This is a genomic window from Zhengella sedimenti, from assembly GCF_046506625.1.
Classification (GTDB): domain Bacteria; phylum Pseudomonadota; class Alphaproteobacteria; order Rhizobiales; family Rhizobiaceae; genus Zhengella; species Zhengella sedimenti.
Window position 1 is genome coordinate 1 of the sequence record NZ_JBKFFP010000002.1, and the last position, 25,220, is coordinate 25,220.

At 62.6% G+C, this 25,220-nt stretch carries 25 protein-coding genes and 2 tRNA genes; 8 read left to right on the top strand and 19 right to left on the bottom strand.

What is annotated here, in order from left to right:
* From ACLB6G_RS05675 to ACLB6G_RS05705, 7 genes are all read right to left on the bottom strand, one after another.
* Positions 1-1,751 (bottom strand): valine--tRNA ligase (locus ACLB6G_RS05675; protein WP_410355178.1); only part of this gene is annotated, 1,751 nt, incomplete at its 3' end.
* Positions 1,752-1,856: 105 nt separating this feature from the next.
* Positions 1,857-2,237: a YbhB/YbcL family Raf kinase inhibitor-like protein gene (locus tag ACLB6G_RS05680; protein WP_410355179.1), complete on the bottom strand. Its 381-nt coding sequence runs from the start codon at positions 2,235-2,237 to the stop codon at positions 1,857-1,859.
* 155 nt (positions 2,238-2,392) lie between these two features.
* Positions 2,393-3,175, bottom strand: a complete 783-nt coding sequence (locus tag ACLB6G_RS05685) for a PopZ family protein (RefSeq protein WP_410355180.1) — start codon at positions 3,173-3,175, stop codon at positions 2,393-2,395.
* A 219-nt stretch (positions 3,176-3,394) separates the two neighbouring features.
* Positions 3,395-4,789, bottom strand: coding sequence for a TolC family outer membrane protein (locus ACLB6G_RS05690; protein WP_410355181.1), 1,395 nt, complete (start codon positions 4,787-4,789; stop codon positions 3,395-3,397).
* A 114-nt stretch (positions 4,790-4,903) separates the two neighbouring features.
* Complete coding sequence (locus ACLB6G_RS05695) at positions 4,904-5,560, bottom strand: protein-L-isoaspartate O-methyltransferase family protein (protein ID WP_410355182.1); 657 nt, start codon at positions 5,558-5,560, stop codon at positions 4,904-4,906.
* Positions 5,561-5,677: 117 nt separating this feature from the next.
* Positions 5,678-5,751, bottom strand: a tRNA-Cys gene (locus ACLB6G_RS05700).
* A gap of 221 nt (positions 5,752-5,972) precedes the next feature.
* Positions 5,973-6,218, bottom strand: coding sequence for a hypothetical protein (locus tag ACLB6G_RS05705; protein WP_410355183.1), 246 nt, complete (start codon positions 6,216-6,218; stop codon positions 5,973-5,975).
* 221 nt (positions 6,219-6,439) lie between these two features.
* Here ACLB6G_RS05705 and ACLB6G_RS05710 point away from each other — a divergent pair.
* The 3 genes from ACLB6G_RS05710 to ACLB6G_RS05720 all read left to right on the top strand — a co-directional run bounded on the left by ACLB6G_RS05710 (position 6,440) and on the right by ACLB6G_RS05720 (position 9,583).
* A tRNA-Asn gene (locus ACLB6G_RS05710) sits at positions 6,440-6,514 on the top strand.
* Between the two features lie 312 nt (positions 6,515-6,826).
* A complete protein-coding gene (locus ACLB6G_RS05715; RefSeq protein ID WP_410355184.1) occupies positions 6,827-7,060 on the top strand; it encodes a hypothetical protein in 234 nt (77 codons plus the stop codon).
* Between the two features lie 510 nt (positions 7,061-7,570).
* Positions 7,571-9,583: a calcium-binding protein gene (locus ACLB6G_RS05720; protein WP_410355185.1), complete on the top strand. Its 2,013-nt coding sequence runs from the start codon at positions 7,571-7,573 to the stop codon at positions 9,581-9,583.
* 193 nt (positions 9,584-9,776) lie between these two features.
* Here the strand turns inward: ACLB6G_RS05720 and ACLB6G_RS05725 are convergent, their stop codons facing one another.
* The 7 genes from ACLB6G_RS05725 to ACLB6G_RS05755 form a co-directional block, all read right to left on the bottom strand.
* Positions 9,777-11,171, bottom strand: coding sequence for a phage major capsid protein (locus ACLB6G_RS05725; protein WP_410355186.1), 1,395 nt, complete (start codon positions 11,169-11,171; stop codon positions 9,777-9,779).
* Positions 11,172-11,361: 190 nt separating this feature from the next.
* Positions 11,362-11,640: a hypothetical protein gene (locus ACLB6G_RS05730; RefSeq protein ID WP_410355187.1), complete on the bottom strand. Its 279-nt coding sequence runs from the start codon at positions 11,638-11,640 to the stop codon at positions 11,362-11,364.
* 474 nt (positions 11,641-12,114) lie between these two features.
* Positions 12,115-12,645: a hypothetical protein gene (locus ACLB6G_RS05735; protein ID WP_410355188.1), complete on the bottom strand. Its 531-nt coding sequence runs from the start codon at positions 12,643-12,645 to the stop codon at positions 12,115-12,117.
* Between the two features lie 360 nt (positions 12,646-13,005).
* Positions 13,006-13,197: a hypothetical protein gene (locus tag ACLB6G_RS05740; RefSeq protein WP_410355189.1), complete on the bottom strand. Its 192-nt coding sequence runs from the start codon at positions 13,195-13,197 to the stop codon at positions 13,006-13,008.
* Positions 13,194-13,412 carry a helix-turn-helix transcriptional regulator gene (locus tag ACLB6G_RS05745; protein WP_410355190.1) on the bottom strand — a complete coding sequence of 73 codons (219 nt, stop codon included), beginning with the start codon at positions 13,410-13,412 and terminating at the stop codon, positions 13,194-13,196. The genes ACLB6G_RS05740 and ACLB6G_RS05745 overlap by 4 nt, the downstream gene beginning before the upstream one ends.
* 64 nt (positions 13,413-13,476) lie before the next feature.
* Positions 13,477-14,082, bottom strand: coding sequence for a hypothetical protein (locus tag ACLB6G_RS05750; RefSeq protein ID WP_410355191.1), 606 nt, complete (start codon positions 14,080-14,082; stop codon positions 13,477-13,479).
* Positions 14,082-15,341, bottom strand: coding sequence for a tyrosine-type recombinase/integrase (locus tag ACLB6G_RS05755; RefSeq protein ID WP_410355192.1), 1,260 nt, complete (start codon positions 15,339-15,341; stop codon positions 14,082-14,084). Before ACLB6G_RS05755 ends, ACLB6G_RS05750 begins: the two co-directional genes overlap by 1 nt.
* A 491-nt stretch (positions 15,342-15,832) precedes the next feature.
* Here ACLB6G_RS05755 and ACLB6G_RS05760 point away from each other — a divergent pair, with 491 nt between their 5' ends.
* Genes ACLB6G_RS05760 through ACLB6G_RS05775 form a run of 4 tightly spaced genes read left to right on the top strand, consistent with a single transcriptional unit; the run spans position 15,833 to position 20,797 of the window.
* Complete coding sequence (locus tag ACLB6G_RS05760) at positions 15,833-17,299, top strand: cryptochrome/photolyase family protein (RefSeq protein ID WP_410355193.1); 1,467 nt, start codon at positions 15,833-15,835, stop codon at positions 17,297-17,299.
* Positions 17,296-18,633, top strand: a complete 1,338-nt coding sequence (locus tag ACLB6G_RS05765) for an NAD(P)/FAD-dependent oxidoreductase (RefSeq protein ID WP_410355194.1) — start codon at positions 17,296-17,298, stop codon at positions 18,631-18,633. Before ACLB6G_RS05760 ends, ACLB6G_RS05765 begins: the two co-directional genes overlap by 4 nt.
* A gap of 16 nt (positions 18,634-18,649) precedes the next feature.
* The gene (locus tag ACLB6G_RS05770; protein WP_410355195.1) at positions 18,650-19,483 is read left to right on the top strand and encodes a DUF1365 domain-containing protein; all 834 of its coding nucleotides are present in this window, start codon (positions 18,650-18,652) and stop codon (positions 19,481-19,483) included.
* A 60-nt stretch (positions 19,484-19,543) separates the two neighbouring features.
* Positions 19,544-20,797 carry a class I SAM-dependent methyltransferase gene (locus ACLB6G_RS05775; RefSeq protein ID WP_410355196.1) on the top strand — a complete coding sequence of 418 codons (1,254 nt, stop codon included), beginning with the start codon at positions 19,544-19,546 and terminating at the stop codon, positions 20,795-20,797.
* A gap of 15 nt (positions 20,798-20,812) precedes the next feature.
* On the opposite strand, the gene ACLB6G_RS05780 is transcribed toward ACLB6G_RS05775, so the two are convergent.
* Positions 20,813-21,286, bottom strand: a complete 474-nt coding sequence (locus tag ACLB6G_RS05780; RefSeq protein WP_410355197.1) for an Lrp/AsnC family transcriptional regulator — start codon at positions 21,284-21,286, stop codon at positions 20,813-20,815.
* Positions 21,287-21,430: 144 nt separating this feature from the next.
* Between ACLB6G_RS05780 and ald the strand changes: the two genes are divergently transcribed.
* Positions 21,431-22,549, top strand: a complete 1,119-nt coding sequence (gene ald / locus ACLB6G_RS05785) for an alanine dehydrogenase (protein WP_410355198.1) — start codon at positions 21,431-21,433, stop codon at positions 22,547-22,549.
* A 128-nt stretch (positions 22,550-22,677) separates the two neighbouring features.
* Here the strand turns inward: ald and ACLB6G_RS05790 are convergent, their stop codons facing one another.
* The 4 genes from ACLB6G_RS05790 to ACLB6G_RS05805 all read right to left on the bottom strand — a co-directional run bounded on the left by ACLB6G_RS05790 (position 22,678) and on the right by ACLB6G_RS05805 (position 25,215).
* Entirely contained in the window at positions 22,678-23,253 is a 576-nt protein-coding gene (locus ACLB6G_RS05790) for an OmpA family protein (RefSeq protein WP_410355199.1), read from the bottom strand.
* A gap of 100 nt (positions 23,254-23,353) precedes the next feature.
* The gene (locus tag ACLB6G_RS05795) at positions 23,354-23,842 is read right to left on the bottom strand and encodes a GNAT family N-acetyltransferase (protein ID WP_410355893.1); all 489 of its coding nucleotides are present in this window, start codon (positions 23,840-23,842) and stop codon (positions 23,354-23,356) included.
* 41 nt (positions 23,843-23,883) lie between these two features.
* On the bottom strand, positions 23,884-24,735 hold the full coding sequence (gene sseA / locus ACLB6G_RS05800) for a 3-mercaptopyruvate sulfurtransferase (protein ID WP_410355200.1): 852 nt from the start codon (positions 24,733-24,735) through the stop codon (positions 23,884-23,886).
* A gap of 6 nt (positions 24,736-24,741) precedes the next feature.
* Positions 24,742-25,215: a GFA family protein gene (locus ACLB6G_RS05805; RefSeq protein WP_410355201.1), complete on the bottom strand. Its 474-nt coding sequence runs from the start codon at positions 25,213-25,215 to the stop codon at positions 24,742-24,744.
* Positions 25,216-25,220: the final 5 nt, after the last annotated feature.

The following is a 25,220-nucleotide window of genomic DNA, read 5'->3' on the forward strand; positions in this document are numbered from 1 at the left end:
ACGTAGACCGTTTGGAACGGCTCCTCGTCCATGAAATGCAGGCCCATCATCATCATCCGGGCAACCCAGAAGAAGATGATGTCGAAGCCCGTCACCAGCACGTCGGTCTGGTAGTACTTCTTCAGTTCGGGCGTCTTGTCCGGCCAGCCAAGCGTGGAAAACGGCCACAGGGCGGACGAAAACCAGGTATCCAGGACATCCTCGTCGCGCTCGAGGATTTCGCCGGGCCTGAAGTTTTCGAGTTTTTCCTCGACCCAGGCCTTCCAGGGCCCTTCATGGGAGATGTAATGCTGGATGGCGGCCTCAAGTGCCGTTTCCTCATCCTTTTCCACGAAGACCTGGCCGTCGGGTCCGTACCAGGCGGGGATCTGGTGTCCCCACCACAATTGCCGCGAAATGCACCAGGGCTGGATGTTCTCCATCCAGTCGAAATAGGTCTTTTCCCAGTTCTTCGGGACGAATTTCGTTCTGCCCTCGCGCACGGACGCAATGGCTGGCTTGGCCAGTTCGGCGGCGTTCACATACCACTGGTCGGTCAGGTAGGGCTCGATGGGCACCCCGCCGCGATCGCCATGGGGCACCATGTGCACATGCGGCTCGACAGCGGCCAGCAGGCCCAGTTCATCCATCTTGGCGACGACGACCTTGCGGGCCTCGAACCGGTCGAGCCCGTCCAGGTCCTCAAGTGTCTGCAGCAGCTTGCCTTCCTGTTGCAGGCCTTCCAGGAAATCATCGTTTTCCTTGAGCGTGATGCGCGCATCGACGGTCAGGATGTTGATGGCCGGCAAGTGGTGGCGCTTGCCAACGTCGAAATCGTTGAAGTCGTGGGCGGGCGTCATCTTCACAGCGCCGGTGCCGGCTTCCGGGTCCGGGTATTCGTCGGCAACGATGGGAATACGCCGGCCGACAAGCGGCAGGATCACGTGCTTGCCGACGAGATCCTTGTAGCGCGGATCATCCGGATGGACCGCCACGCCGGTGTCGCCGAGCATGGTTTCGGGCCGCGTGGTGGCGACCACGAGGTAATCGCGCGTCTCGTAACCGGCCGGCTCGCCATCGGACGGCTTCCAGCCGATGCGGTTGCCCTCCTCGTCGAGGTTGTAGGGATGTTCGTAGGTGGCGCCATCGGCCAGCGGATAGCGGAAATGCCAAAGGTTGCCCTTTGTCTCGACCTGTTCGACCTCAAGGTCGGAAATCGCCGTCAGAAGCTTCGGATCCCAGTTGACGAGGCGCTTGTCCTTGTAGATCAGCTCTTCCTTGTAAAGCGTCACGAAGACTTCGAGAACGGCCTTCGAGAGGCCATCGTCCATGGTGAAGCGTTCGCGCGCCCAGTCGCAGGAGGCTCCCAGCCTTTTGAGCTGGTTGAAGATCATGCCACCGGATTCGTCTTTCCACTGCCAGACCCTGTCGATAAAGGCCTCGCGCCCCATGTCGCGTCGATGGGGTTCCCCGCGTTCGGCAAGCTGGCGCTCGACGACCATCTGCGTGGCAATACCTGCATGGTCCATGCCGGGTTGCCAGAGCACGTCCTTGCCACGCATCCGCTCGAAGCGGACGAGAATGTCCTGGAGCGTGTTGTTGAGCGCATGGCCCATGTGCAGCGAACCGGTAACATTGGGCGGCGGGATCACGATGCAGAACGTCTCCGCGCCCTGGCCGGCACCCGCGCCCGCGCGAAACGCATCGGCCTCATCCCACTTCGTCGCGATCCGGGGCTCGATGGCCGCCGCGTCATAGGTCTTGTCAAGCATGAATAACCTGCTGGAGCATCGGATTAACGTGACGGCTGGTAAATCCGAACGCTCGCGCCAAGTCAACCGCGCGGCGGTTTCAATCGCCAGCGCCGGCGGATGCTCTTACGGGAAGCGGCGGCTGGCTTGCGCCGTGCCGAGCTTCTTGCCGCTGGCGTCAAGTGCGTCGACGGTGAACCGGTAGGTGTGCGGGTTCGGAGGGCACGGCCCCTTGTAGCGGAACGCGCCATAGGGCAGCGCACCGTTGGTGCCACCTGACCATTTCACCGTTCCGCCGCCATGGGGATAATCCGGCTTGTCCAGATCGACCATGCGGAAGCGCAGCTTGGCAGTGCCCTTCGGCACACCCGACAGCTTCATCGGCGGGGACTTGCTGTCAAAGCACTTCTTCGTCGGGCCCCAGGAAAAACCCAGGCTCATGGCGTTGGCGGGCAGCGTGAAAACCAGTCCCGCCATGACCATCAGCATCATCCAGAAACGCGTCATGCCTTGTCTCCTCCGTGCGCGTAACCCAAGAGGAGCATCTACCCTTGATAGCGAATTGGCAAGCGGCGGCGGTGCGACATTCCCGACGCGAGGCCGGCAAAACGGCCGCCGGCAGAGACATTCGCCCCGTATCCCGGTCCGGGGCGGTGCCGCTGTCAGCCGCGCGCGATCCGCTCGATTTCCTCGCGGACCAACCGTTCCACGAGGACAGGGAGGTTGTTGTCGAGCCAATCCTGCAGCATTGGACGCAGCATTTCCTGCGCCATCTCGTCGAAGCTCTTCTGGCGCGACGCCATGAAGGCTTCCTTGAGTTCATCGAAGGAGCCCGCGACCTGGCGCCCGACATTCGGGGACAAAAGCGCGGGACGCGGCGCCGGGGCCGGCCTTGTTGCCGAAGCGGAGGAACGCGGCACCGCCTCACCCGAAGCCTGGCGGTCACCGGCGGCGTGACTGTCCGCTGCCGGCGCGCGGGGTCCGGCCTCCGCCGGATGCATGGCCTCTTCCTGCAATTCCGGTTCGTCATCGGCCGCAAGAGCCGGGGTCATGTCGTCGATGAAATCGAAGTCGCCGGCGCTCCCGGCTGCGTCGGAGGACATGGGTTCGGCGCCGGCCTGCCCTTCCCGCGCCAGGCGCCGCTGCACCTCGGCTAGTGTCAGGCTGCCACCGTCATCCACGGGCCGGTCCTGCGCTGCCGCGCCGGCGTCATCTCCGATATCGGCGATCGCCTGCCGGAACGCCGAAATGTCGGCTTCACGAGGCGCAGGCGCCTCGGCGGCAGACGCCGAAGCGTCACCGCTCTCAGCCCCGGCACCCTGAGACTGAGGCATCGCGGCCGGCGTTTCCTCGCGTGTATGCTCTGTTTCCTCAATGATCTTGCGAATGGAGGCGAGAATTTCCTCCATGGAGGGTTCGCGTTGCGCGCTGCCTGCCTGTGCCATCGCCTGTTCGCCGCCTTTGCCTGGTACTTTCCCCGCCGGAGCCCGTTCCGGCCTCGAATCAACCAACAGCGTAGACGACGCTCCGGCAAATGAGAATCCCCGTGCAAGGGAAGCCCCGGTTTGCCAACAGGTTTTCGTTTCCGCGCCGGCGAACGGGTGGGGCGACAACGAAAAAAGCCGCCTCACGGCGGCTTTGTCCGAACGCCCGGCTGGTGGAACCTAGCGGCCGTCCGGTGTTCTCAGACCGAACCACTTGTCCTTGACGGCCTCGTAATGCTCCTCGGGCTTGTACTCGGCAACCTGGAGATTGAGCTTGCGCACCGAAAGGTCACCGGTGGACGAGAGGATGGCATAACTGGCGACGACGAGATCGCGTTCGGCCTGCAGCAGGGTCAACTGCGCCGTGATGACATCGGCCTGGGCGTTCAGCACGTCCAGTGTCGTACGCTGGCCGACATTGCGCTCCTCGATCACCCCGTTGAGGGCAAGCCGGGCGGCGTTCACGAGGTCCTTGTTGGCGGAGAGCGCCGTCTTTGCCGCCATGTACTGGTGCCAGGCCGCCGTCGCATTCTGGCGAAGCTGATCGCGCACCACGTCGATGTTGATCTGCGCCTGGCCAAGCTGTTCCTTGGACTGGCGCACCGTGGCCGAGGCGCGGCCGCCCTGGTAGATCGGCACCCGGACCGTCACGCCGACGCTGCCGGAACTGTATTCCTGGTAGTTGTGCGTCGGGATGAGCGGCGAGATCTGGCGCGAGACCGAATGGCGATAATTCTGTCCGAGGCTGGCCTCGGCCGATACCTGCGGCAGGAAAGCGCCTTCGTTCGCCTTCACCACGTAATTGGCGGCGTCAGCCAGGTATTTGTTGGCCTGGATGGCCGGATGGTTCGCCTCGGCGCGCGCCAGCACGCTCTCAAGCGACGGCGGCAGCAGCTTGTCGAGCGGACCGGCGCCCTTGAGGTCGCCCGGTTCCTCGCCAATGATTTCGCGATAGGTCGCCTCGCTGGCCCGCGCCTGGGCCTGGGCAGCGGAAAGCTGGGCGCGCGCAGCCGAACGGCTGGCCTCGGCCTGTGCCACGTCGGTGCGCGTCCCTTCGCCCACCTCGAAGCGTGAGCGTGCCGCGCGCACCTGTTCCTCGAGGAACTCGAGATTGCGCTGGCGAAGCACCGCGATCTGGCGGTCGCGCATGACATCCATGTAGGCGGCGGCCGCGTCGAAGAAGACGTTCTGGCCGGAATTGCGCAGGTTCTCGCGCGCCGCCAGGACACGCGCTTCGGCGGCGTTCACCGAGTTGCGCGTCTGGAACCCGTCGAAAAGGGTCTGCGAGATCGAAATTCCGAAACTGCCGGTGGACAGGCGCGTGCCGCCACTCAAGCCGCTGTAGCTGTAGTTGAGCGTACCGATGCCGCTGATCACCGGGCGGTAGCCGGACTTGGCGATCGCCACGCCCTCGTCCTGGATGCGCACGCCGGCCCGGTCGGAATTGAGCTGCGAATTGTTCGCATAGGCCTTCTGCAATGCGCCCATGATGGTCTCCGCGGATGCGGAACCCGCAGGCAAAACAAGAGGTAGGACAGCAAGAACTGCCTTCAGAGTGCTGGACAAACGCGTCACAACTTCACCTTCCAGTCTACAATCGGTGCTTCGCCCTATCTTCCCGGTCCCGGCCCCACCGGGCGACAATGCCGTCCATGCCGTGTGCAAGGACACCGCATTTGCACCGCAATGTCAAAACTGAAATTGCGCCTTCGGCTCGAAACCGGGGAGCATGCGAACGGAACAGTTGAAGGCGCGGCGGCCGGAGACGATATCTCCGTCGCGCACATAAACCTTGGCCACGCCTGCGTTGCCGGTGCCTTCGACCGCAACGAGGCGTCCGCCGTCGCGCAACTGGTCGCGGATTGCCTGCGGCACTTCGTCCACCGCGCCATCAATCAGGATCACGTCATAGGGCGCTTCCTGCGCGCAACCCTCGCGAAGGGGCCGGTTGAGGACGACGACATTGTCATAGCCGAGTTCGGCAAGCGTATCGCTGGCCCTGGCCGCCAGGTCCTCGTCCGGTTCCGTGGCGATCACCGAGGATGCAAGGCGCGAGAGGATCGCTGCCGAGTAGCCCGTCGCGCAACCGACATCGAGGACCACGTCGTCCGGCCTGACACCGGCCAGTTGAACAAGCCTGGCAAGGGGAGAAGGCTCCATGAGGTAACGGCCGGCTGAAACCTCGATATCCTCGTCGATATAGGCCAGTTCCCGCTTGCGCGCCGGAACGAATTCTTCACGCGGAACAGACAGGAAGGCTTCCAGCACATCGAGCGCCGAGACGCTGGTCGTGCGAAGCTGGCTGTCCACCATGTGCCGGCGAAGGAGCGAGAAATCCGAAGTCATGTCACCGTCCCATCTGCTTTCGCGTGCGCGATGGCGGTGCGCAATACCGGACCCGGCCCTGTTGTCCGTGACCGGTTGCAGCAAACGTCCAGCCCGCGCGCCAATGAGAAAGCATGTTGGAGGCCTCGCCCGGAATCGAACCGGGGTGCAAGGATTTGCAGTCCTCTGCGTAACCACTCCGCCACGAGGCCGCCACACATGATGCCCGCCGGAGCGGACGCCGCTTTCCCGCCGCACACCGGACAGACCGGTGCGACAGCGCGAACCGAATAGACCGTCAGGGCGTGGCTCGCAAGAGGGAAATCGACACCTGCGGCACGCTGGCAATCATTCAGCGCGATTGCAGGGCCGGTGTTGCGCGGCGCCGACACCGAAATGGCTGGCGGCAGGGCCATTGCGGGCGGACGGCAAGCTAGCGCGACGAGGGGCCGCGCGGTTTGCCATTGCCGTTGCGACGGCCCATCTTCACGGTTGCGCGCCGCCGCCAGCGCCTGATCCAGGGCGAATCGTGACTGAGGACAAGAAGACCGAGCGGAATCATCCAGAAGCCGAGAACCGGAAGAAAGCCGAGAAAACCGAACAGGACCAGGCCAATGCCGATCACGCGGCGCACGATCGCCGATTGCGGCAGATGATACGTCCGGCCGAACAGGTGCATGCGTGGTCCTGCCGTTTTCCTGTCGCTCTGCATGCCGTCCTGCCTTCGCCTTTCGCGCTTCATCACATCATAACGCGGTAAATGCTTTCCGGCTCCGCTGGCCGGCATGTAGGTGGCTGGCGACCCTCCACAAACGGCGCAGGACATTTTTTTTGATTTTGCGCCTTGGCAAAACCGAATCCGGTTTGCTATAGGCGCAGCACTCCAACGCGAGCAGGCTTTCCCCGGTAGCTCAGTGGTAGAGCAACCGGCTGTTAACCGGTTGGTCGCTGGTTCGAATCCGGCCCGGGGAGCCAAATTTTTCAAAGACTTAGCAAGACGCTCAATAGGCACTAATAACCAATAGGTACGCTATAGGTACGCAAACGTGGTTTGCTAGGCTTTTCATTGCCCGATGCCGCCCCTGCCCGCCTGCGCGGTTTCCGGCAGGCATCACAGAACCGGTTGCGCGTCTCATTGGCATTGTTGGTCGACTCGCTGGACTCTTTGCGCCGATGACCTGGAGCGCCGCCCCACCATTTCCACCGGCATCGCCCTTTCCTTGTTTAGGTCTCTATCTTAACCGGCTGTGCCTATCGTCTTCGTGGCGCAAGCAGGCGGGTTTCCGAATGTCCAAAGGCTGGCTTTTCATCGTTGAGGACGGCGACGGATCGTTTCCGGTCGCGGTGGGCATTGAGGACGCCACACAGGCCCGTCAGGCCGCGCTTGATGCCGTACAAGGGTTTGGTGTCGTCGTGATGGAAAAGCCGCTGGATGACGCCGGATTGGCCGCAGTTGAAGTGCGCATAGGCGAGCGCCTGACAAAAATCCGGCAAGCGGTTTGTCCACGTTCATTGCACTAGACGCATACTGCCCACCATGCCTTGGAAACGGACCTGGCCTGACAAGCCTTACGACTTTGTATTTGAACGCGACGGCGTGGACGTGGGCCGGATTTACCGGCACCAGGACGGCCAGCGATGGCAGTGGTTTTCGTGGGTAAAGGGCGCGCCGTCAGGCGTCTGCGACAGCCGCGCCGACGCCGTGTTGGCTATTGAAAGACAAGCCTTCAGCCCCAACAGCCATGAGGACACTGTTGGTTCGTACGTCGCGCATGGGCCGCAGGCCATTAGATACCTGCTTCTGGGCTCTCTTCCCAGTGCCCATGGCAAGGCATCTGATCCTGTCTTGATGCTCCGTCGACCGGATGCCGGCGAATGACATCGGTCAATTCCGGCGGTTTCGTTTGAAGCTAAAATATATTCGATATCCGAGCTTCAATGAACGGACGTTTATGGTCCGGGAGGCCGGCAAGCCCAACGTGGGATACTTGAGGATCACACGACGATCCGAACCGGACAGGGAGAGAGACAATGGCAATCATCAATCTCACCAACCAACTGAACCAGTACAACTTCTATTCCGACTATTCGGCGGATTTCGCGAACTATGTCAGCCACAGTTCAACCTTCTACAGATGGCAGACCACATCCGGCCACGTGGTCACGGCCATTGGCACAGGGATAACGGTTTTCGAGATCAACGAAATCATCACGCCAACCGCCGGAACGATCACCTCGATTACCATTGACGTCAACAACGACAGCCCCGCCACGCCGGACATCGTCATCACCGGCATATCGGTCCCGCTGATCCAGTTGGCCAACAATGACGGCGTCAATGAAAGCAACGATTTCTGGGCCGTGGTGCTCGACGGCGAAAACACGATCCTCACCAATGCAAACACCACATTCGGCGGGTCTGCTTTCGGCGGGGGTGTGCCGAACCTTTTCCCTGGCGATTTCGAATGGGGCACCAATGACACCTTCAGCGGCGGCAATGGCGGCAACCAGTTCTATTATGGCGATTTCTACAACGCCGATGGCGCTAACGTGATCGGCGGCGATGATACGTTCAACAATTTCTACGACATCATCGGCGGTGACGGTGCGGGGATGCAAAACGGTTCAACCGTTATCGGCGGCGATGATACGATCATCCAGGCAACCAGCCTGCCGGCAGATCCGATCGCACATGCGCACGGGGATGTCGCCTATGTGACCGACAGCACGCTGATCGGCGGCGATGACACGATCACGGCATTGGAACTAGCGACACACTCTATCTATGCCTACGGTGATTTCGTCACCGTCACCGGGGCCGCAAGCTTTGTCTCGGGCGGCAACGACGTGATCTCCGCGACCCAGAACATGGATACGATCTACGGCGACGGCGAAGCGATCTTCGACGTCGGAGCACGAATCTTCGGCGGCGATGACACGCTCTATGGCCTAGGCAACGACGATACCATCTGTGGCGATGTCTGGAATAACAGCGGCACGCTGTCGGGAGGCGACGACGTTATCTACGGCGGTGATGGCAACGATGCCCTATACGGTGACTGGGGCAACAATTTCGGCATCGCCAGCGGTGGAAATGACATTCTCTACGGCGGCGCCGGAACCGATTTCATCTATGGCAATGGCGGAAACGACATCCTCGTCGGCGGCGAGGGGGGTGATACGCTCAATGGCGGCACGGGCATCGACACGGCGGCCTATACCGGTTCGAATGCGGGCGTGAACATCAACCTTGCGACTGGCGGCGCCTGGGGGGGGCATGCGACCTGGGATACGCTGACGTCCATCGAGAACCTGACCGGTTCGGCACATGGCGATACGCTGGCTGGCGACGCGAACCATAACACGCTCATTGGCGCCGGCGGCAACGACACGCTGCTGGGCGGAGGCGGTAACGACACGATCCGGGGCGGCGCGGGGGCGGACGTCCTGTCCGGCGGGGCCGGCTTCGACACACTGAGCTACGCGGATTCCGGTGCTGCGGTCCAGGTATTTCTCGGCGGAAACACGGCGACTGGCGGGGACGCGACCGGCGACACGATCTCCGGCTTCGAGAACCTTGTCGGTTCCAATTTCAACGACCGTCTCTACGGCTCCGCCCAAGTCAACCTGATCGACGGCGGAGCTGGAAACGACATTATTCTCGGTAACAACGGCAATGACACGCTGCGGGGTCGCGAAGGTCGTGACATCCTTTGTGGCGGCAACCACGCCGACACGTTCGTATACCTTTCGCTTTCCGATTCCGGGCTCCTGTTCGGGGTTCGCGACCGTATCCAGGATTTCCAGAACGGTCTCGACAGGTTCGACCTCTCCGCGCTTGACGCGAACACGGGCATCACCGGCGACCAAGCCTTCACCTATGTCGGCTCCTTCTTCACCGGCGCAGCCGGCCAGGTTCGGTCTTACGAAAATGCCGGCCTGACCTTCATCGAGGGCGATGTGAACGGAGATGGCGCGGCTGACTTCCGTATTGAGCTGCGCGGCACCGGCCTCGGGATCGATGCCAGCGATTTCATCCTTTGAATCTGAATAATGTGAGGACCGTCAGGCTTCACGGCCAAAACCTGCCGGTCAGTTCGCGACGGTTCGCCTGTGTTTCCGCCACGAATTAGAAAGTGTGCTCGACAGGCCGCGAAAGGCGGACCGGGAGGTAGATCAAGGAAAACCCTCCCGGTCCGAAGCGCGCGGGGACTGTGCGGAAACCGCGCGCTATTCGTTATGCCGGGGTTATGCCGGTGATCTTGCAGAACGCATTTTCATACGTCGCTGCAACGTCAGCCCGCAGATGTGCGATGAAACCGATCTGGCCGTTCCCGGCATACAGTTCGCGGAGAACTTCAATCTGGATTTCATGGCGAATGCCAATCATCAGCTTCGAGAAGTCGCCCGTAATGATCGAACTTTCGTTCGGCGGCGAAGACGAACCTTCGTCAGTCGGCACCGAGGTGCTTGCCAGCATCGGAATATTTGCGATGGCAGGTGGAACCATGAGCGGTTGTCCGTCCGTCGCCGCAAGCGAAGCCAACACACCTTCGTCACGCGGGTGCATGATGTAGGCCGTCACATCCGGGTGATTGTTGGTCTTCACCTTCGTACGGGCCGAGATCAGCGGCGTATAGCTGTCCAGCGTATCGTCGTGCGCGACTTCCTCGACGCCCGTAATGTTCACGATGCCCTTCGGCTCCGGTGCGCTGCCCGATCCGAACAGGGCCACGCGGTCCAGTTCCACCGCCATGGCCGAGGCCATGATCGACGGCAAGAGCGTTTCCATGTTGATGGAGTCCATCAGGACTTCACGTGAGACTTTTACCAGAACCGCCAGACTGCGAGGCGTGAACGTCACCTGGGCAAACGTCGGATCGCTTTCCGCAACCGCCGCATTCTCGTTACGCCAAGCCGGAACCGGGTCTGTCGCCACCTTGGCAATTGCCAAGTTGTCGGAGGAAAGCGGCACCGTGATCGCGCCTGCGCGAAACACCGTGGCAGCCTTCCGGGCCGCGTCTATGAACTGCGAGGACAGAATGTCGGGGACAGTGAAACCGCCGGCGGAATTTGTGCCTTCCGACAACGCGCGGTGTTCGGCGTCGGTCTTCGCGCCCGTGAACATCGCCCGCAGATAAGCGCCGGGCGTCAAGCCTTCATGGCGCGGAACCGCCAGCTTGCGCACATGGTCAGCCATGCGCATTTCGCGAGTCAGCCCAGTGGACGCCACGTCGATCAAATCCGGCGTAAACGTCCGCCCATCGTCAGCGCCGCGCGCTTCCGCATAGGCGCCACCAGGGCGTCGAAGGTCGCCGCCATGTTCACGCGGGCCGCGATTGCCGAGTTCGGAGCGCTTGTCTTTCTCATCCTCGATCGCGTCAAGGATTTCCGTAAGGCCGTCATACGCCGCTTCGATTTCGGCCGCCTCGGATTTGTCGAGGTCGTCTGAAATGCGGTCAGCCATGGCGCGCGCTTCCAGCTTCACCGCCTTTGCGCGAGCGTTCAGGTCGGACCAGTCGAGCCGGTGCAATTCGATCCGCTCAAGATCGGAGAAGTTGAGTTTCCGCAGCGAGGCCATCGCGTGCTTGCGCATGGCGCGCTGCTGTTCACGGGAGAGAGAAACCGTCATTGGTTTGTTCCTTTTCGGTAGGCGGGACGTGCAAACGCAATCGGTCGCCGCCAGTTGTTTCCTGGAGGTTCAACCGCTGCGCTTGTCATCGACATTGCCAGCGAAAGGGCCGAGCGGAGCGAAAGGCCATCAGCCACATGCCCGCGAAGACAGAACAAATATAGAACAAATTGGCCGAGAATGCAAGCCATCATGCCTGTCCCCTGCACCTCATCCGCGCTTTCGCGATCTGCCAGTCTTCGGGGAAAGCGTTGGCAAGTTGATGCAGCAGGCCATGCAGCGCCATCATGGTTTCAGGAAGGCCGGTGAACGGCAGGGAGACGCCGACGCCCAGGCGGACGAGTTCCGGGCCAAGCTGGTCAACGGGAAGGCGATCTTTCTCGATTTCGTCCAAGGCCCGATCCAGTTCCGCGCGGAGGGTGGCGAGGTCAGGAGAGGCAGCAAGGGAAAGTGCAGTGCGGTCAGTCATCGGCCCGCCTTTCTCGATTGGTTAACATGGAAAGTTTTCCGTAACGGTTTATGGTTTTTGTGTTCCGCCACCGGTTTCCTTATGGCCGCCGCCAAGGAACAGGACACCCCTCCCTCCCTGCGCGCGCGAGCGGATTTCCTGTGTTAGCGCCATCGTCATGGGCCGACACCGGTTTCCGTCTGATGGAACGCAAGGAATTGATAGGCCCTCCCCTTGAGGGGTTGCCGTTCCAATCCTGCACTTTCGGTTTGAGTTGTATTGGCGGGGAAGCACGGGACGAAACAGTCCCGCTTGGCTCCCTTTTCCCAAGCCCCTTGCCGCGTTGATAACAGCAGCACCGTTTGCGAGTTCGCGCCGGTCTCCGGTATTGGTATAGGTCTAGGTCTTGGTAAGTCCCCAGGGTGTCCACACCGTGTAGGGTGGGTGTCATGTCACTGTGTCGGCATGGTGTGCGGAGGGTGTGGGCAGGGTGTCTCATCGGCCACGCCCTCCCATGTAGCCTGTCTCCATCAGATGCCTGCCTGCACCTGTCACAAGGTCGGAAACATTCCGCTTTGAAGGAGGATTGCCCCTTGGCTTGTCCTTTGCCTTGGCTTCGAGACGGGCCAGCAATTCGGCTTCCGCCTGCGCTAGTTCTTCCTCGCAGGCTTCCCGCAGTGGATCGCTTTCGATTTCGGCAACGCGCCGTTTTGTGCCGGTCAGGTGGTCAAGGCTCATCGGCGGGTTGTGCTTGAACCAACGCCGAATGAGGACATATTCCGCCGCCTCATCGACCAGGATCAAATCGGCTTCGCAGAGTTCGCCAATGTGCCGCTGCCATGTGTCCGCGTCCTGGCCGGTGTCTGCGCAGGCATAGCCCACCGGCAAGCGGTAACATCCCGTGCTATCAACGTGGGCGTTGGTCATGAGGTAAAACAGCGATATTTGCGCCCCTGCTGAGACCTTGCGGAACCGTGGCGAAGACCAGATTGCCGGGGAAACCTTCGAAAAGAGACGGCTAGCCATGGCCGCCCCCCTTCCGCTGCTCCTGTTCAGCCTTGTGGTGTTCCTTGTGGTGCTTGCGGCAGAGCCAGCGAACCTTTCCGGGTTCGTCGTAATTATCGTGATGACCATCGACTTCGAGCGAGCCGCAGACTTCACAAGGCCCCTTTTCGATAAGGCCACGCCGCAGCGCCGATTGAAGGCAAGAGTGCGCCCAAGCTGCCTTAGGATTTCGCTTGCGCCATGCCGCTTGCGGGCTTTCGCGTTGCGTTTTCGCGGTCGGCTTGTTATTGTTCCTACGGTCAAGACGGCCCCGCTTTGACCGCACAACAGAACCGGTTTCCGTTGCCCCGGAAGCCGGTTTTTTGTCGGGAGGTGCTAGCATCAAGGCGCCCTCCCCTGAATAAGGTTCGCTTCGCGGATCGCTGCGCAAGCCTCGCCCGCCGTGAAGCCGAAACGGGCCTTCAACGCCGGAACGATGGGAGAAAGGGCTTTCCGTTCCCGGTTCGGCAGGCGAGCCAACCAGCGGGCCGCCTCGTCGATTTGCACCGTGCTCTCGTGATCGAGGCCGCTCATGCCGCCACCTCATCGCGTTCGGCAGCGGCCCGCTCGATGAATGCGACCAGTTCGCTAACCCGCCAGCGGTTCGTGCCAGGTCCGATTTTCAGGGGCTTGGGGAAGCGGCCAGCGTTGATGCCGCGCCATAGGGTCGAGCGATGAATAGGCGTTTCGGTTCCGCCGATGATCTTGCAGGCCATGGTCTCATCGACCAGTTCAGCAATCTGTTCCATGAAGGTTCCTTGCGTCTGTTTCCGATGCGAGGAACTTCATTCATGTGCCGTCCGGTTTCGCCGGTTAGCCGGACACTTTCTTGAGGCCGCGATTAACTGCGTCGATTGACGCGCTGCGGCTTAGGCCATGGTCGGCACCGAGCGATGCTTTCAAGGCCGTGTCGGACAGTCGTGAACGTGAGCGTCGTGCCAGAAATTCCTTTGCTAGCGCAACATCACGAGCAAGGGTCTGCCCCTTTTGCCGACCGCCGCGGATTGCACCCGGCGTTTCATGGCGAACCTTTTGTCCGGTAAGGGCAGCAGGTTCCCAACCGGACTTCATGCGGACTCGCTCCACCAACACACCCATCTCATAAGCGAAACGAGCAGCAGAATCGGCGTTGCCGCGAGCTATCTCAGCCTTGGCGATATTGTGAAGCTGAACGATCTGTTGCGCGAACCAAGGGATGCTATCCCGGACATGAGGCCCCTTCCCCTCCTGCTTCACGATGATTCGAAATCCTCTCATTGCCGACAGCGTTACGGCGCCAAAGTCTCCACCGCCTTCGTCAATTGCTGCATTCCAATCATCACAAAACTGTTTCAACGCCTGCGCAATATCTTCTCCATCGTATTTGACGATTTCCTCAGCCGTGATGCCGTTGCCTCTCGTCGTTTTCGTCCGCCCCATCAAGCCATCTCCCGACGCATCGGCACGACGGCCCCCTGCCCCTCGATTATGACGGTGAGCCGATCTGCCCATAGGTCCAGCGCCTCGCGCTTTTCCTTGTCGTAGGTATATCGGGCATAGACGCGGCTGGTAATGCTGGCCTTTGTGACGCTGACGTGATTGAGCACGTGCCCGACGATAAACGGGCTGATGCCGATTTCCTCCATATGCGTCGCTGCGGTCCTTCGTAGATCGTGCGGGGTCCAAGGCTCTATGCCCATGACGGCACTGTCTTTTTCCAGCCGCTTGATGGCCTTCGGCACAGATGCCCCGGTGACAGCGGCACGAAAGCCGGGTCCGGGAAACACCCATGTCGGGACCACACGGTCTTTTCGTTCTGCCAATGCCTCCACGTCTTCGATTTGCTCGCGAAGGATGGCGACTGCCATATCCGACAACGGCACCACATGCTCGCGCCCGTTCTTTGCCCGACTGCCCGGTATGGTCCAGACGGCAGCATCTAGATCAACTTCATCGCGGGTCATGCCGGTGATTTCTCCGACACGCTGACCGGTGACAAGGCATAGGCGAATTATGCGTCGGGTCGATTCCCGCATATCCGTTTCGGGCAGTGCGGACCACATGGTCTTGATTTCGGCGACGGTCAAATAGCGTTCACGGGCTTCGACGTCCGCCGGTCGCCGCATCCCTTCGACAAGGTTTTCGTCAAGGTCGCCTCGCCCCCTCGCCCACCGCACCATCGCGCGCATATCTTCGAAGAGCCGATTAGCCTCAACCGGAGCGTCGCGATCCTTCACGGCATCGATGCACCTTGTCAGGTCGCGCCGGTGCAGGTCTGTCAGCTTGATGGCCCCTATCATCTGCGAGATGTTCTTGCGAAGGCGTCGCGCAATCTCGTCCCCGCTGCGCTTTGTCGCAGCGTGACGTTTGACGTAGTTCTCCACGAGGTCGGCCACGGTTTGCGATGCGGCTTGCTCTTTTTTCTCCTGAATAGGGTCGGTGCCCTCCCCGATGTTGGCGCGCGCATTTCTAGCCGCCGCCCTCGCCTCACTAAGCGTCATTTCCCCATACCGGCCCAACTTCATACGGGCACGCTTGCCGCTTCCCGGCTTGGTATAGACGAGGTTCCACGCTCGCGTGCCAGCCGGAGAGACGCGAAGGCAAAGTCCCTTCACTAGCGTGTCGAAGTAGTCGATCTGCTTGCCACCTGGCGCCTTTGCAGATTGGCAGAAGCGGTCGGTCAATTCCGTGGTCGGCATGTCGCGCCCTTTCCGAAAAAGAAACCGGTTTTTTCTGCCCAGCGGGCAACCGGTTCTAAATAGGTGCGGAAATAGGTACGCCAGAACATGCGCTTTGTCGATATGCGATGCGACAGAACGAATCGCAATGAACAGTTTTTTGTCGATTTTTCAGCAAGTTGATTGTCTCAATGCGTTGCAGCACATACCGCCTTGTAGCACTGGAAACCCTCTGTTAACCGGTTGGTCGCTGGTTCGAATCCGGCCCGGGGAGCCAAATTTTTCCAGACAGCATGTCAGATGAATGAACAGCCGCTGGCGCATGTGCGCCCGGTCTGGACGGGTGTTTTGTGCCCGCGGCGGCACGATCGCGGGACCGCGCTGACAAATGTGTGAAAGACAAGAATTTTTTCCGGCGCGACGAAACCGGCCGGCGATTCGTCACGTAACGAGCATCTGAGAGCCCATCCGCACCGGACGGGAACGCCGGACACCCTGACCAGACGCAGTTCATGGACTTCAAGCACGATACCGATCCCGCCCGCCCTGTTCTCGTCCTCTTCCGCAACGACCTGCGGCTGGTCGGCAATGCGGCGCTCGATGCGGCCGCGCGAAGCGGCAAGCCTGTCGTGCCCGTCTACATCCGCGAGACAGGCGGACAACGCTTTCGCGCGCCGGGGGCGGCATGGCTGTGGTGGCTACACCATTCGCTCGTGTCGCTTGGTACTTCGCTGGAGAAGGCGGGATCGCGGCTGTCCATGCGTTCGGGTATCCAGCGCGACGTGGTGGAATCGCTCATCGAGGAAACCGGCGCCGACATGGTGCTGTGGAACCGGCGCTACGATCCGGGCGGCATGGAGGCCGATTCCGAACTCAAGTCATCGCTGAAGGAACGCGGGCTGCACGCGGAGAGCTTCGCCGGTGCGCTGCTCCACGAACCATGGCAGATGAAGACCGGCTCCGGCGGTTACTACAAGGTCTATTCGCCTTTCTGGCGCGCTTTCATCGCCGGCTTCCGGCTTCAGCGCCCTGCAAGCGCGCCGCGTGAACTGCGCCCTTACGACGGCAAGGTGACCTCGGAAAACCTCGACGACTGGGGGCTGCTGCCGGTGAAGCCCGACTGGGCCGGCGGCCTGCGCGAGACCTGGAAGCCCGGCGAGGACCATGCGCACGGCCTGCTCGCCGATTTCCTGGATGGCGCGATCAAGGGCTATCGCGACGAGCGCGACCGGCCGGACATCGAAAGCACCTCCCGCCTTTCGCCTTATCTCGCGCACGGGGAAATCACGCCGTGGCAGATCTTCCAGGCCATCGAGGACCGGGCGCAGATCGATGCGCGCGCAAAGGACATCGAGCATTTCCGCAAGGAAGTGGGCTGGCGCGAGTTCAGCTACCACCTCCTGTTCCACAACCCGGACCTGGCCACGAAGAACTTCAACAGCGATTTCGATGCCTTTCCCTGGGGGCCGATCGGCGACCGGCTGGAGGCATGGCAGAAGGGCGAGACCGGCTATCCGGTCGTCGACGCGGGCATGCGCCAGCTCTGGCAGACCGGCTGGATGCACAACCGCGTGCGCATGGCCGCCGCCTCGTTTCTTATCAAGCATCTGCGCGTGCACTGGCGCCACGGGGAACAATGGTTCTGGGACACGCTGGTCGATGCGGATCCGGCCAGCAATCCGGCAAGCTGGCAATGGGTCGCCGGCTCCGGCGCCGATGCCGCACCTTATTTCCGGATCTTCAATCCTGTGCTGCAGGGCGAGAAGTTCGACACGAAGGGCGACTATGTGCGCCGCTTCGTGCCCGAACTCGCGGCGATGCCCGCCGACAGGATCCACAAGCCCTGGCAAGCGGGGCGACCGGTTCTGGAAAAGGCCGGCGTGACGCTCGGCAAGACTTATCCGGTGCCGCTGGTCGATCACCAGCAGGCCCGCGACAGCGCCCTTGAAGCCTACAAGACCATGCGGGGAGAAGCATGACCATTCACAAGACGGAATTCACGTTGCCGCGGGGGCGGCGCATTGCGGTGATCGGATCCGGAATTTCCGGGGCTTCGGCAGCATGGGCGCTTTCAAGCAGCGCCGAGGTGACGCTGTACGAGGCGGACGCGCGCGCCGGTGGCCATACCGCCACCGTCGACATCGACTATGACGGCACGCCGATCAGCGTCGATACCGGCTTCATCGTCTACAACGAGTTGAACTACCCGAACCTGACGGCCCTCTTCCGCCATCTCAATGTCGAAACGGTGGAAAGCGACATGGGTTTCGCACTGTCTCTCGACAACGGGCGGCTGGAATGGTGCGGTTCGTCGCTGACCCAGGTGTTCGCCCAGCGCCGCAATGTCGTTTCGGTACCCTTCCTGTGGATGCTGCGCGAGATCCTGCGCTTCAACCGGCAGTGCCGCGAAGACAAGGCAGCCGGGTTGCTCACCGGCATCAGCATCGGCAACTATCTCAAGCTGCGCGGTTTTTCAGACCGCTTCGTCGACGATTACCTGATACCCATGGCCGCCGCGATCTGGTCGACACCGCGCATCCGCATGCTGGACTTTCCCGCGCAGACCTTCATCACCTTCTTCGAGAACCATCGCCTGATCGATTTCGAGCGTCCCCTCTGGCGCACGGTCAAGGGCGGTGCACGCACCTATCTGGAGAAGCTGCTGGCCCCGCTTGCCGGCCGCATCCGTCTTGGCGAACCGGTCGTCTCGATCCATCGCGAAGACGGCGGCGTTCGAATCGCTTCCGCCCGCGGGGCCGAACGCTACGATGCCGTGGTCATAGCCACCCATTCCGACCAGGCGCTTGCCATGCTGGCGGATCCGTCGCCAGCCGAAACTTCGGTCCTTTCGGCCGTCGGCTACCGCGACAACCGCGTGCTGCTGCATCGAGACCAAAGCCTGATGCCACGCCGCCGGCAGGCCTGGGCGGCCTGGAACTACCTGCGCGACAGCCGCGACGACGGGTCTTCCGATGTCGCCGTGACCTACTGGATGAACAAGCTCCAGGGCATCGATGCGCGCACGCCCCTGTTCGTGTCGCTCAATCCGCCGCGCGAGCCGAAGCCCGGAACCCTGTTTGGCGAATACAGCTATGCGCATCCGCAGTTCGATGCGGCAGCACTTGCCGCCCAGCAGGCGCTGCCTGCGCTTCAGGGCGTTCGCAACACCTGGTATGCCGGCGCATGGACCGGCTACGGCTTTCACGAGGACGGCCTGAAGTCCGGACTTGCGGCCGCGGAACAGCTTGGCGCGGTCATCCCGTGGCGCGAACCGGCCATGCCGGCCGGCGACAGCCTTGTGGCGGCCGAGTGAACCAGCGGCGGAAATCATGAAAGCACGCGCCAGGAACCTCCAGGACAATGGGCCGCCGCCGGAAGCGGCCGCCACGCTCTATGCGGGCCAGGTCATGCACCACCGGCTCAAACCCTTCGGGCACCGCTTCACCTATGGCGTGACAAGCCTCGTCATCGACATCGACCGGCTCGACGAGGCGGGCGGCCTGTCGCCGCTGTTCGGGGTCAACCGCGCCGCGCCGGTTTCCTTCCAGGCCAGCGATCACCTGCGCGACGGGTTCGCGACGCTGCGCAGCCAGGCAGACACGCTTCTGGCCCGTGCCGGTGTGCCGGAGCCGGCGGCGCGCATCCTGCTCATGACCTATCCGCGCGTGTTCGGCCATGTGTTCAACCCGATTTCGACATGGTTCTGCCATGCCGCGGACGGCAGGCTCATCGCCGTCATCTATGCGGTGAGCAACACCTTTGGCGGCCACCATGATTATGTGGTCCCGGTGGCGCCGGGAGAGCTTTCGCCGGCAGGCCTGCGCCAGAACCAGCCCAAGCTTTTCCACGTCTCGCCCTTCATCTCGATGGATGCGCATTACCATTTCCGTGTGATGCCGCCGGGACGGGAGGCGCGCCTGCGGATCCACGAGACCGAACACGGGACGCCCGTGCTGGCTGCGACCTTCAACGGAACCGCGCGGGCGCTGAACACCGCGACGGTCGCGGCACTGCTGCTCACAATGCCGTTCATGACATTGAAGGTCATCGGCGGCATCCACTGGGAAGCGCTGAAACTCTGGCTCAAGGGCGCGCGTTTTCATTCCAGCCCGCCGCCGCACGGCGCGCCGGCAAACCGACATGCCCTTGAACCCGGTGAATGACAGGCTACTCTAATGAAAAAGTGTTCCGGCGAGCAGCTATCGGCAAGCAAGGAGTGAAAGATGGCGCATGAACACACCGCGGGCGACGCTTTCGATGGCGCGATACGCCTGACAAGTCCGGGCGACGTGGCGGATATGGCACGCGGCGTTCCGGCGCGGATAAGGGCCGTGCTCAAGACCCTGGTCAACCTGCCGCGCGGTTCGCTTGCCATCCGCATGCCGGACGGGCGCGCCATCAAGGTGGGCGGCAACGGTCCCGGCCCTGATGCCCAGGTGATCCTGCACAACTGGAACCTGCCAATGCGCGCGATCACCGGCGGGACGATCGGCGTGGCCGAAACCTACATGGCCGGGGATTGGGAAAGCCCGGACGTGACGACGTTTCTCGAACTTTTCATCGTCAACACGGAGGAAGGCGAGAAACTGGCCGGCGGATCGGCGCTACTGAGCGCGCTGCACCGGCTGCGCCACTGGTTCAACCGCAATTCCCGCAGCGGTTCGCGGCGCAACATCGCCGCGCACTACGATCTCGGCAATGCCTTCTACCGGGAATGGCTCGACGAGACGATGACCTATTCCTCCGCGCTCTACGCCACGGGCGCCAATGACCTGGCCTCGGCGCAGCGGGCCAAGTACCAGGCGCTGATCGACGACACCGGCATCCGTCCGGGCGACCACGTTCTCGAAATCGGCTGCGGCTGGGGCGGGTTCGCCGAACAGGCGGGCAAGGCCGGTGCGCGGGTGACCGCGCTCACGATCAGCCGCGAACAGCACGAATTCGCGTCGCGCCGCATCCATGAGGCCGGGCTTTCCGACCGGGTGGAGATCCGCTTCCAGGATTACCGCGACGAAGCAGGCCGCTATGACCGCATCGCGTCGGTCGAGATGTTCGAGGCTGTGGGCGAGGAATACTGGCCGGTCTTCTTCTCAAAGGTGAAGCAGGCGCTCAAGCCGGGCGGAACCGCGGGCATGCAGATCATCACCATCAATGACGATGCCTTTCCGCTTTACCGGAAGCGGCCGGACTTCATCCAGCGCTACGTCTTTCCGGGCGGCATGCTCCCCTCGCCGACCGAACTGGTCCGCCAGGGCAAGGCGGCAGGGCTGGACTATATCCACGAGCGGCTGTTTCCCCAGGATTACGCCCGCACGCTGGCGGAATGGCGCGAGCGTTTCCACGGCGCCTGGGACCGCATTGTGCCGCTCGGCTTCGACCTGCGCTTCCGCAGGCTGTGGGAATTCTACCTGCATTATTGCGAGGCGGGATTCCGCAGCGAATATATCGACGTGCGGCAGGTGGTCTACCGGGCGTGATGCCCAGTTGCTTTTTCAGAGCAGTTGCGGATCGACGCCGCGCCCGGCCCTGTCCACCACTTCGCGCAGGGCGAAGGTGGAATTGATCTTCGTGACATGCGGCAGCGCGGTCAGCCAGTCCCGGTGGATGCGCTCGTAGTCCTGGAGATCGCGCGCGGCGATGCGAAGGATGTAATCGTATTCGCCGGCAACAAGGAAACAGGCCATCACGTTCGGAACGCGCTTGATAGCCGCCTCGAAGTCATTGAGCGTCTTCTCGAATTGTCCCGACAGCGAGATGTGGACGATCGCGGTCAGACCGAATCCCAGTGCCTTGTTGTGAAGGCGCGCATGGTAGCCGCGGATCGCGCCTGCCTTTTCGAGCGCATCGAGGCGTCTCGAACAGGCCGACTGCGACAGGCCGACCTTCTCGGCAAGCGCGGCGTTGGAAATCCGGCCCTCCGCCTGAAGGGCGGACAGGATGGCAATATCAATCTTGTCTAAATTCAATTGCGCAAACCTCTTGCGTGGCAACGGCCCTTTTGAACAAGATTTCACCGAATTTTCAAGGGGCGAACCGGAACAATGCAAACCCCTTCTGCGTCTTTTCAGAGACAATGAGTCGCATCTGAATTCGCCGTCGAGGAGAGCGCAATGCGCATTGGATGCCCCAGGGAAATCAAGAACCACGAATACCGTGTCGGCCTGACGCCGGGCTCGGTGCGCGAATACATCGCGCATGGCCACGAGGTCATCGTCGAGGCCGGTGCGGGCGCCGGAATCGGTGCCGATGACAACGCCTATCGCGCCGCCGGGGCGGCCATCGCCAAGACGGCGGAAGAGGTGTTCGCCAAGGCCGACATGATCGTCAAGGTCAAGGAGCCGCAGCCGTCGGAATGGGTGCAGTTGCGCGAAGGCCAGATCCTCTACACCTATCTGCATCTGGCGCCCGATCCGGAGCAGACCAAAGGCCTGATCGACAGCGGCGTCACGGCCGTTGCCTATGAAACGGTGACGGACGATCGCGGCGGCCTTCCGCTGCTCGCGCCGATGTCGGAAGTGGCCGGGCGGCTTGCCATCCAGGCCGGCGCCACGGCGCTGCAGAAGGCCCATGGCGGACGCGGCGTGCTGCTGGGTGGTGTGCCGGGCGTGCTGCCGGGCAAGGTGGCGATCATCGGCGGCGGCGTTGTCGGCCTGAACGCGGCGAAGATGGCGGTCGGCCTTGGTGCCGATGTCACCATCATCGACCGCTCGATCCCGCGCCTGCGCCAGCTGGACGACATCTTCAACGGCCGCGTGCACACGCGCTATTCCACCGTCGAGGCACTGGAAGAGGAGTGCTTCTCGGCCGATTGCGTGGTCGGCGCCGTGCTCATTCCGGGTGCGGCCGCGCCCAAGCTGGTCAGCCGGGAAATGCTGTCGGGCATGAAGAAGGGCGCCGTGCTGGTGGATGTCGCCATCGACCAGGGCGGCTGCTTCGAGACATCGAAGGCCACCACCCATGCCGACCCGACATACGAGGTCGACGGCATCATCCATTACTGCGTTGCCAACATGCCGGGTGCCGTTCCGGTCACCTCGGCCCATGCGCTGAACAACGCGACGCTGCATTACGGCCTGCAACTGGCCGACAAGGGTCTCAAGGCGCTGGCCGACAACCCGCATCTGCGCAACGGGCTCAACGTCCATCGCGGCCGCATCACCAATGGCCCCGTGGCCGAGGCCCTGGGGTACGAGATGGCCGCGCCCGAACAGGCTCTCAAGGTCGCCTGACGAATCCTCCCGTCCGGTTCCGCACGCCGAAAGGCAGGAGCCGGGGCCAGGCCATCGCTGCGGCTCCAGGACCCGGACAAAGGAAGGCCCGCCGTTCTGCGGCGGGCCTTCGTGTTTCCGGCTGCGCCTTACCGGCGCACGATGTCTGTGACACGGCGCAGGGTAACGCGGCGGTTGCGCCATTCCTCGTAAGGCACCGGCACGAGGAGATATTCCTCGCCATAGCCGACGGTTTCCATGGCCCGCCACGGGATGCCGAACTCGCCGTTCAAAACGCGGGCGAGCGACCGGGCACGCTGTTCGGACAGGATCTGGTTGGACCGGTTGGAGCCGACAGCGTCGGTATGGCCTTCGATGAGGAATATTTCGTGCCGGCGGCGGCGCAGGATATTGCGCATCGCGATGGCGATCTGTTCGACCTTGTAGAACTCGCGATAGGGGATTTCCGCCGAACCGAAGGCGAAGTTGATCGTCTGGATGTCGATGGAGGGCGCATAATCCCTCCGGATTTCAGGCCGCCGCTTCAATTCCTCCACGCTGACCCGGCGTTCCGGCCGCAGCGCGCGGCGTGGCGCGGCTTCAAGCCTGCGCTGGATGGTGGCCGCGGACGGCGTGTTTCCGGACTGGGCGGAGGCAAGGCCGGGCATGGAAACGGCGGCTACCGCTCCGGCGGCAAGGGTGAAGATGGCACGGCGATTGATCATCGAAGGTCTCCTGCATCGAACCGGCGAGGCTGTCTGTTGTGCAAGGCGAGGTTGCCACCGGATTCCTGAAGCCAGCATGAACAGGATGCAACAGGAGCGATCAACCGTCGTCTCCCCAGGCGGCGATGCGCTGCATTGACCAGGAAACGGCCCGGAAGCCGGCCTTCTGGTAGAGGATGAGGGCGCGCGGGCTGTCCAGCGTGTTGGTCTGGAGCGTCACCCGTTCCGGATCGTGGGCAAAGGCCGCCTGAATGGCTTCCGACAGGAAGAAGCGCGCCAGCCCCCTGCCCTGGAAGTCAGGCAGGAGGCCGAAATAGACGATCTCGACCGCCTCCGGCAGGCCCGCCAGGCCCAGTTCGAAGAAGCCGGCCGGCGCGCCGTCACAGTAGAGGACCGTGATCTCCACCGTGGCGTCATGGATGGCGCCGGCAAGCGCGGCATCGTCCAGGCCGCGCCGCATCTGCCAGTGATGGGGACGGCCGACCTGTTCGTAGAGCCAGCGATAGAAGGCGACGGGGATCGACGGCGCGCGCATCAGCGCCAGCCGGGGTCCCAGCGGCATCGGGATGCGAGCCGGCCGCGAGCGCATTTCCAGATGCGTCACGCGTGTTTCCAGCAGGCTCACGGCTCTCAGCCCCCGGTTTCGACCGGTGTGTCGCTTCGCCCGCCCCATTCGGTCCAGGAGCCGTCATAGAGACGGTGGCCGGAATGGCCCAACTGTTCCAGCGCCAGGATCAGCACGGCGGCCGTCACGCCAGACCCGCAGGAGGTGACGACCGGACCGGAGAGGTCGACACCCGCCGCCTCGAATCGTGCTTCCAGTTCGCCGCGCGGCAAAAGCTTGCCATCGCGCGAGAGGTCGAGCGCGGGAACATTGAGTGCGCCGGGCATGTGGCCGGAACGCACCCCTTCCCTCGGCTCCGGGTCGGTTCCGGCGAAACGCCCGGCCGGGCGCGCGTCAACGACCTGCGCGCTGCCCGTCTTCACGATGTCACGCATCTCGTCGAAGGAGACGACCGCAGAGCGGTCGAAGGACGGCTTGAAAAAGGCCCCGGCGCAGTGGGTCTGCTCTGCGGTCACCGGACGGCCTTCGCGCTTCCAGCCATCCAGCCCGCCTTCAAGGACATGCACGTCCCGCGCGCCGAATGTGCGGAACAGCCACCAGACACGCGGCGCGGAAAAGAAACCCGGCCCGTCATAGACGACGATCGTGTCGTGGACGGTGATCCCCATGGAACTGGCATGGCGTTCGAACTCCAGCGGCGACGGCAGGGCGTGCGGCAGGTCGACACCCGGTTCCACCACCAGATCCTGGTCGAAGAAGACGGCGCCGGGAATGTGGCCGGCGGCGTATTCGGCCTTGGGGTCGCGGTTCTGCACCGGCAGATACCAGGAGCCGTCGACAATGGAGAGACCCGGCTTGCCCAGACGTTCCTGAAGCCAGCCGGCGGTGACGATCACGGGGGTTTCTTCGCTGCTCATCCTGCTTCAATCCGTCCTGTTTGCGGTCCGTTCATGCCATTGGGCAATCGATTCGTCGGGATAGCCATCGTGACAGCGCGTCGCATCCGCGCCCGGTTCGTCCACCCATGCAGGCTTGAAGGCGAGCATGATATGCGTCGTTTCCCGCGGCTTCGGCAAGGGCGTGTCGATGGCCGAGGCAAAGGGATGGACCAGATCGGGCCAGCGTGGGTCGTGGAGCCAGAGGGCCGAACCGCACCGGGCGCAGAAATGCCGCGCGGCCGGGCTCTCCTCGCCGTCGATGACAGCGTGATAGACGGAGACCATCTCACGCCCCTCCACCACCAGCGTATCGGCCGCGCCCTTCAGGTTGATGGCATAACCGCCGCCGCCCTGCGTCTTGCGGCAGATCGAGCAATAGCAGCGCTGGTAGGGAACGGGCGTGTCGCTCTGGCAGGAAAACCGCACCGATCCGCAATGACAGGAGCCTTCCAGCTTCATAATAC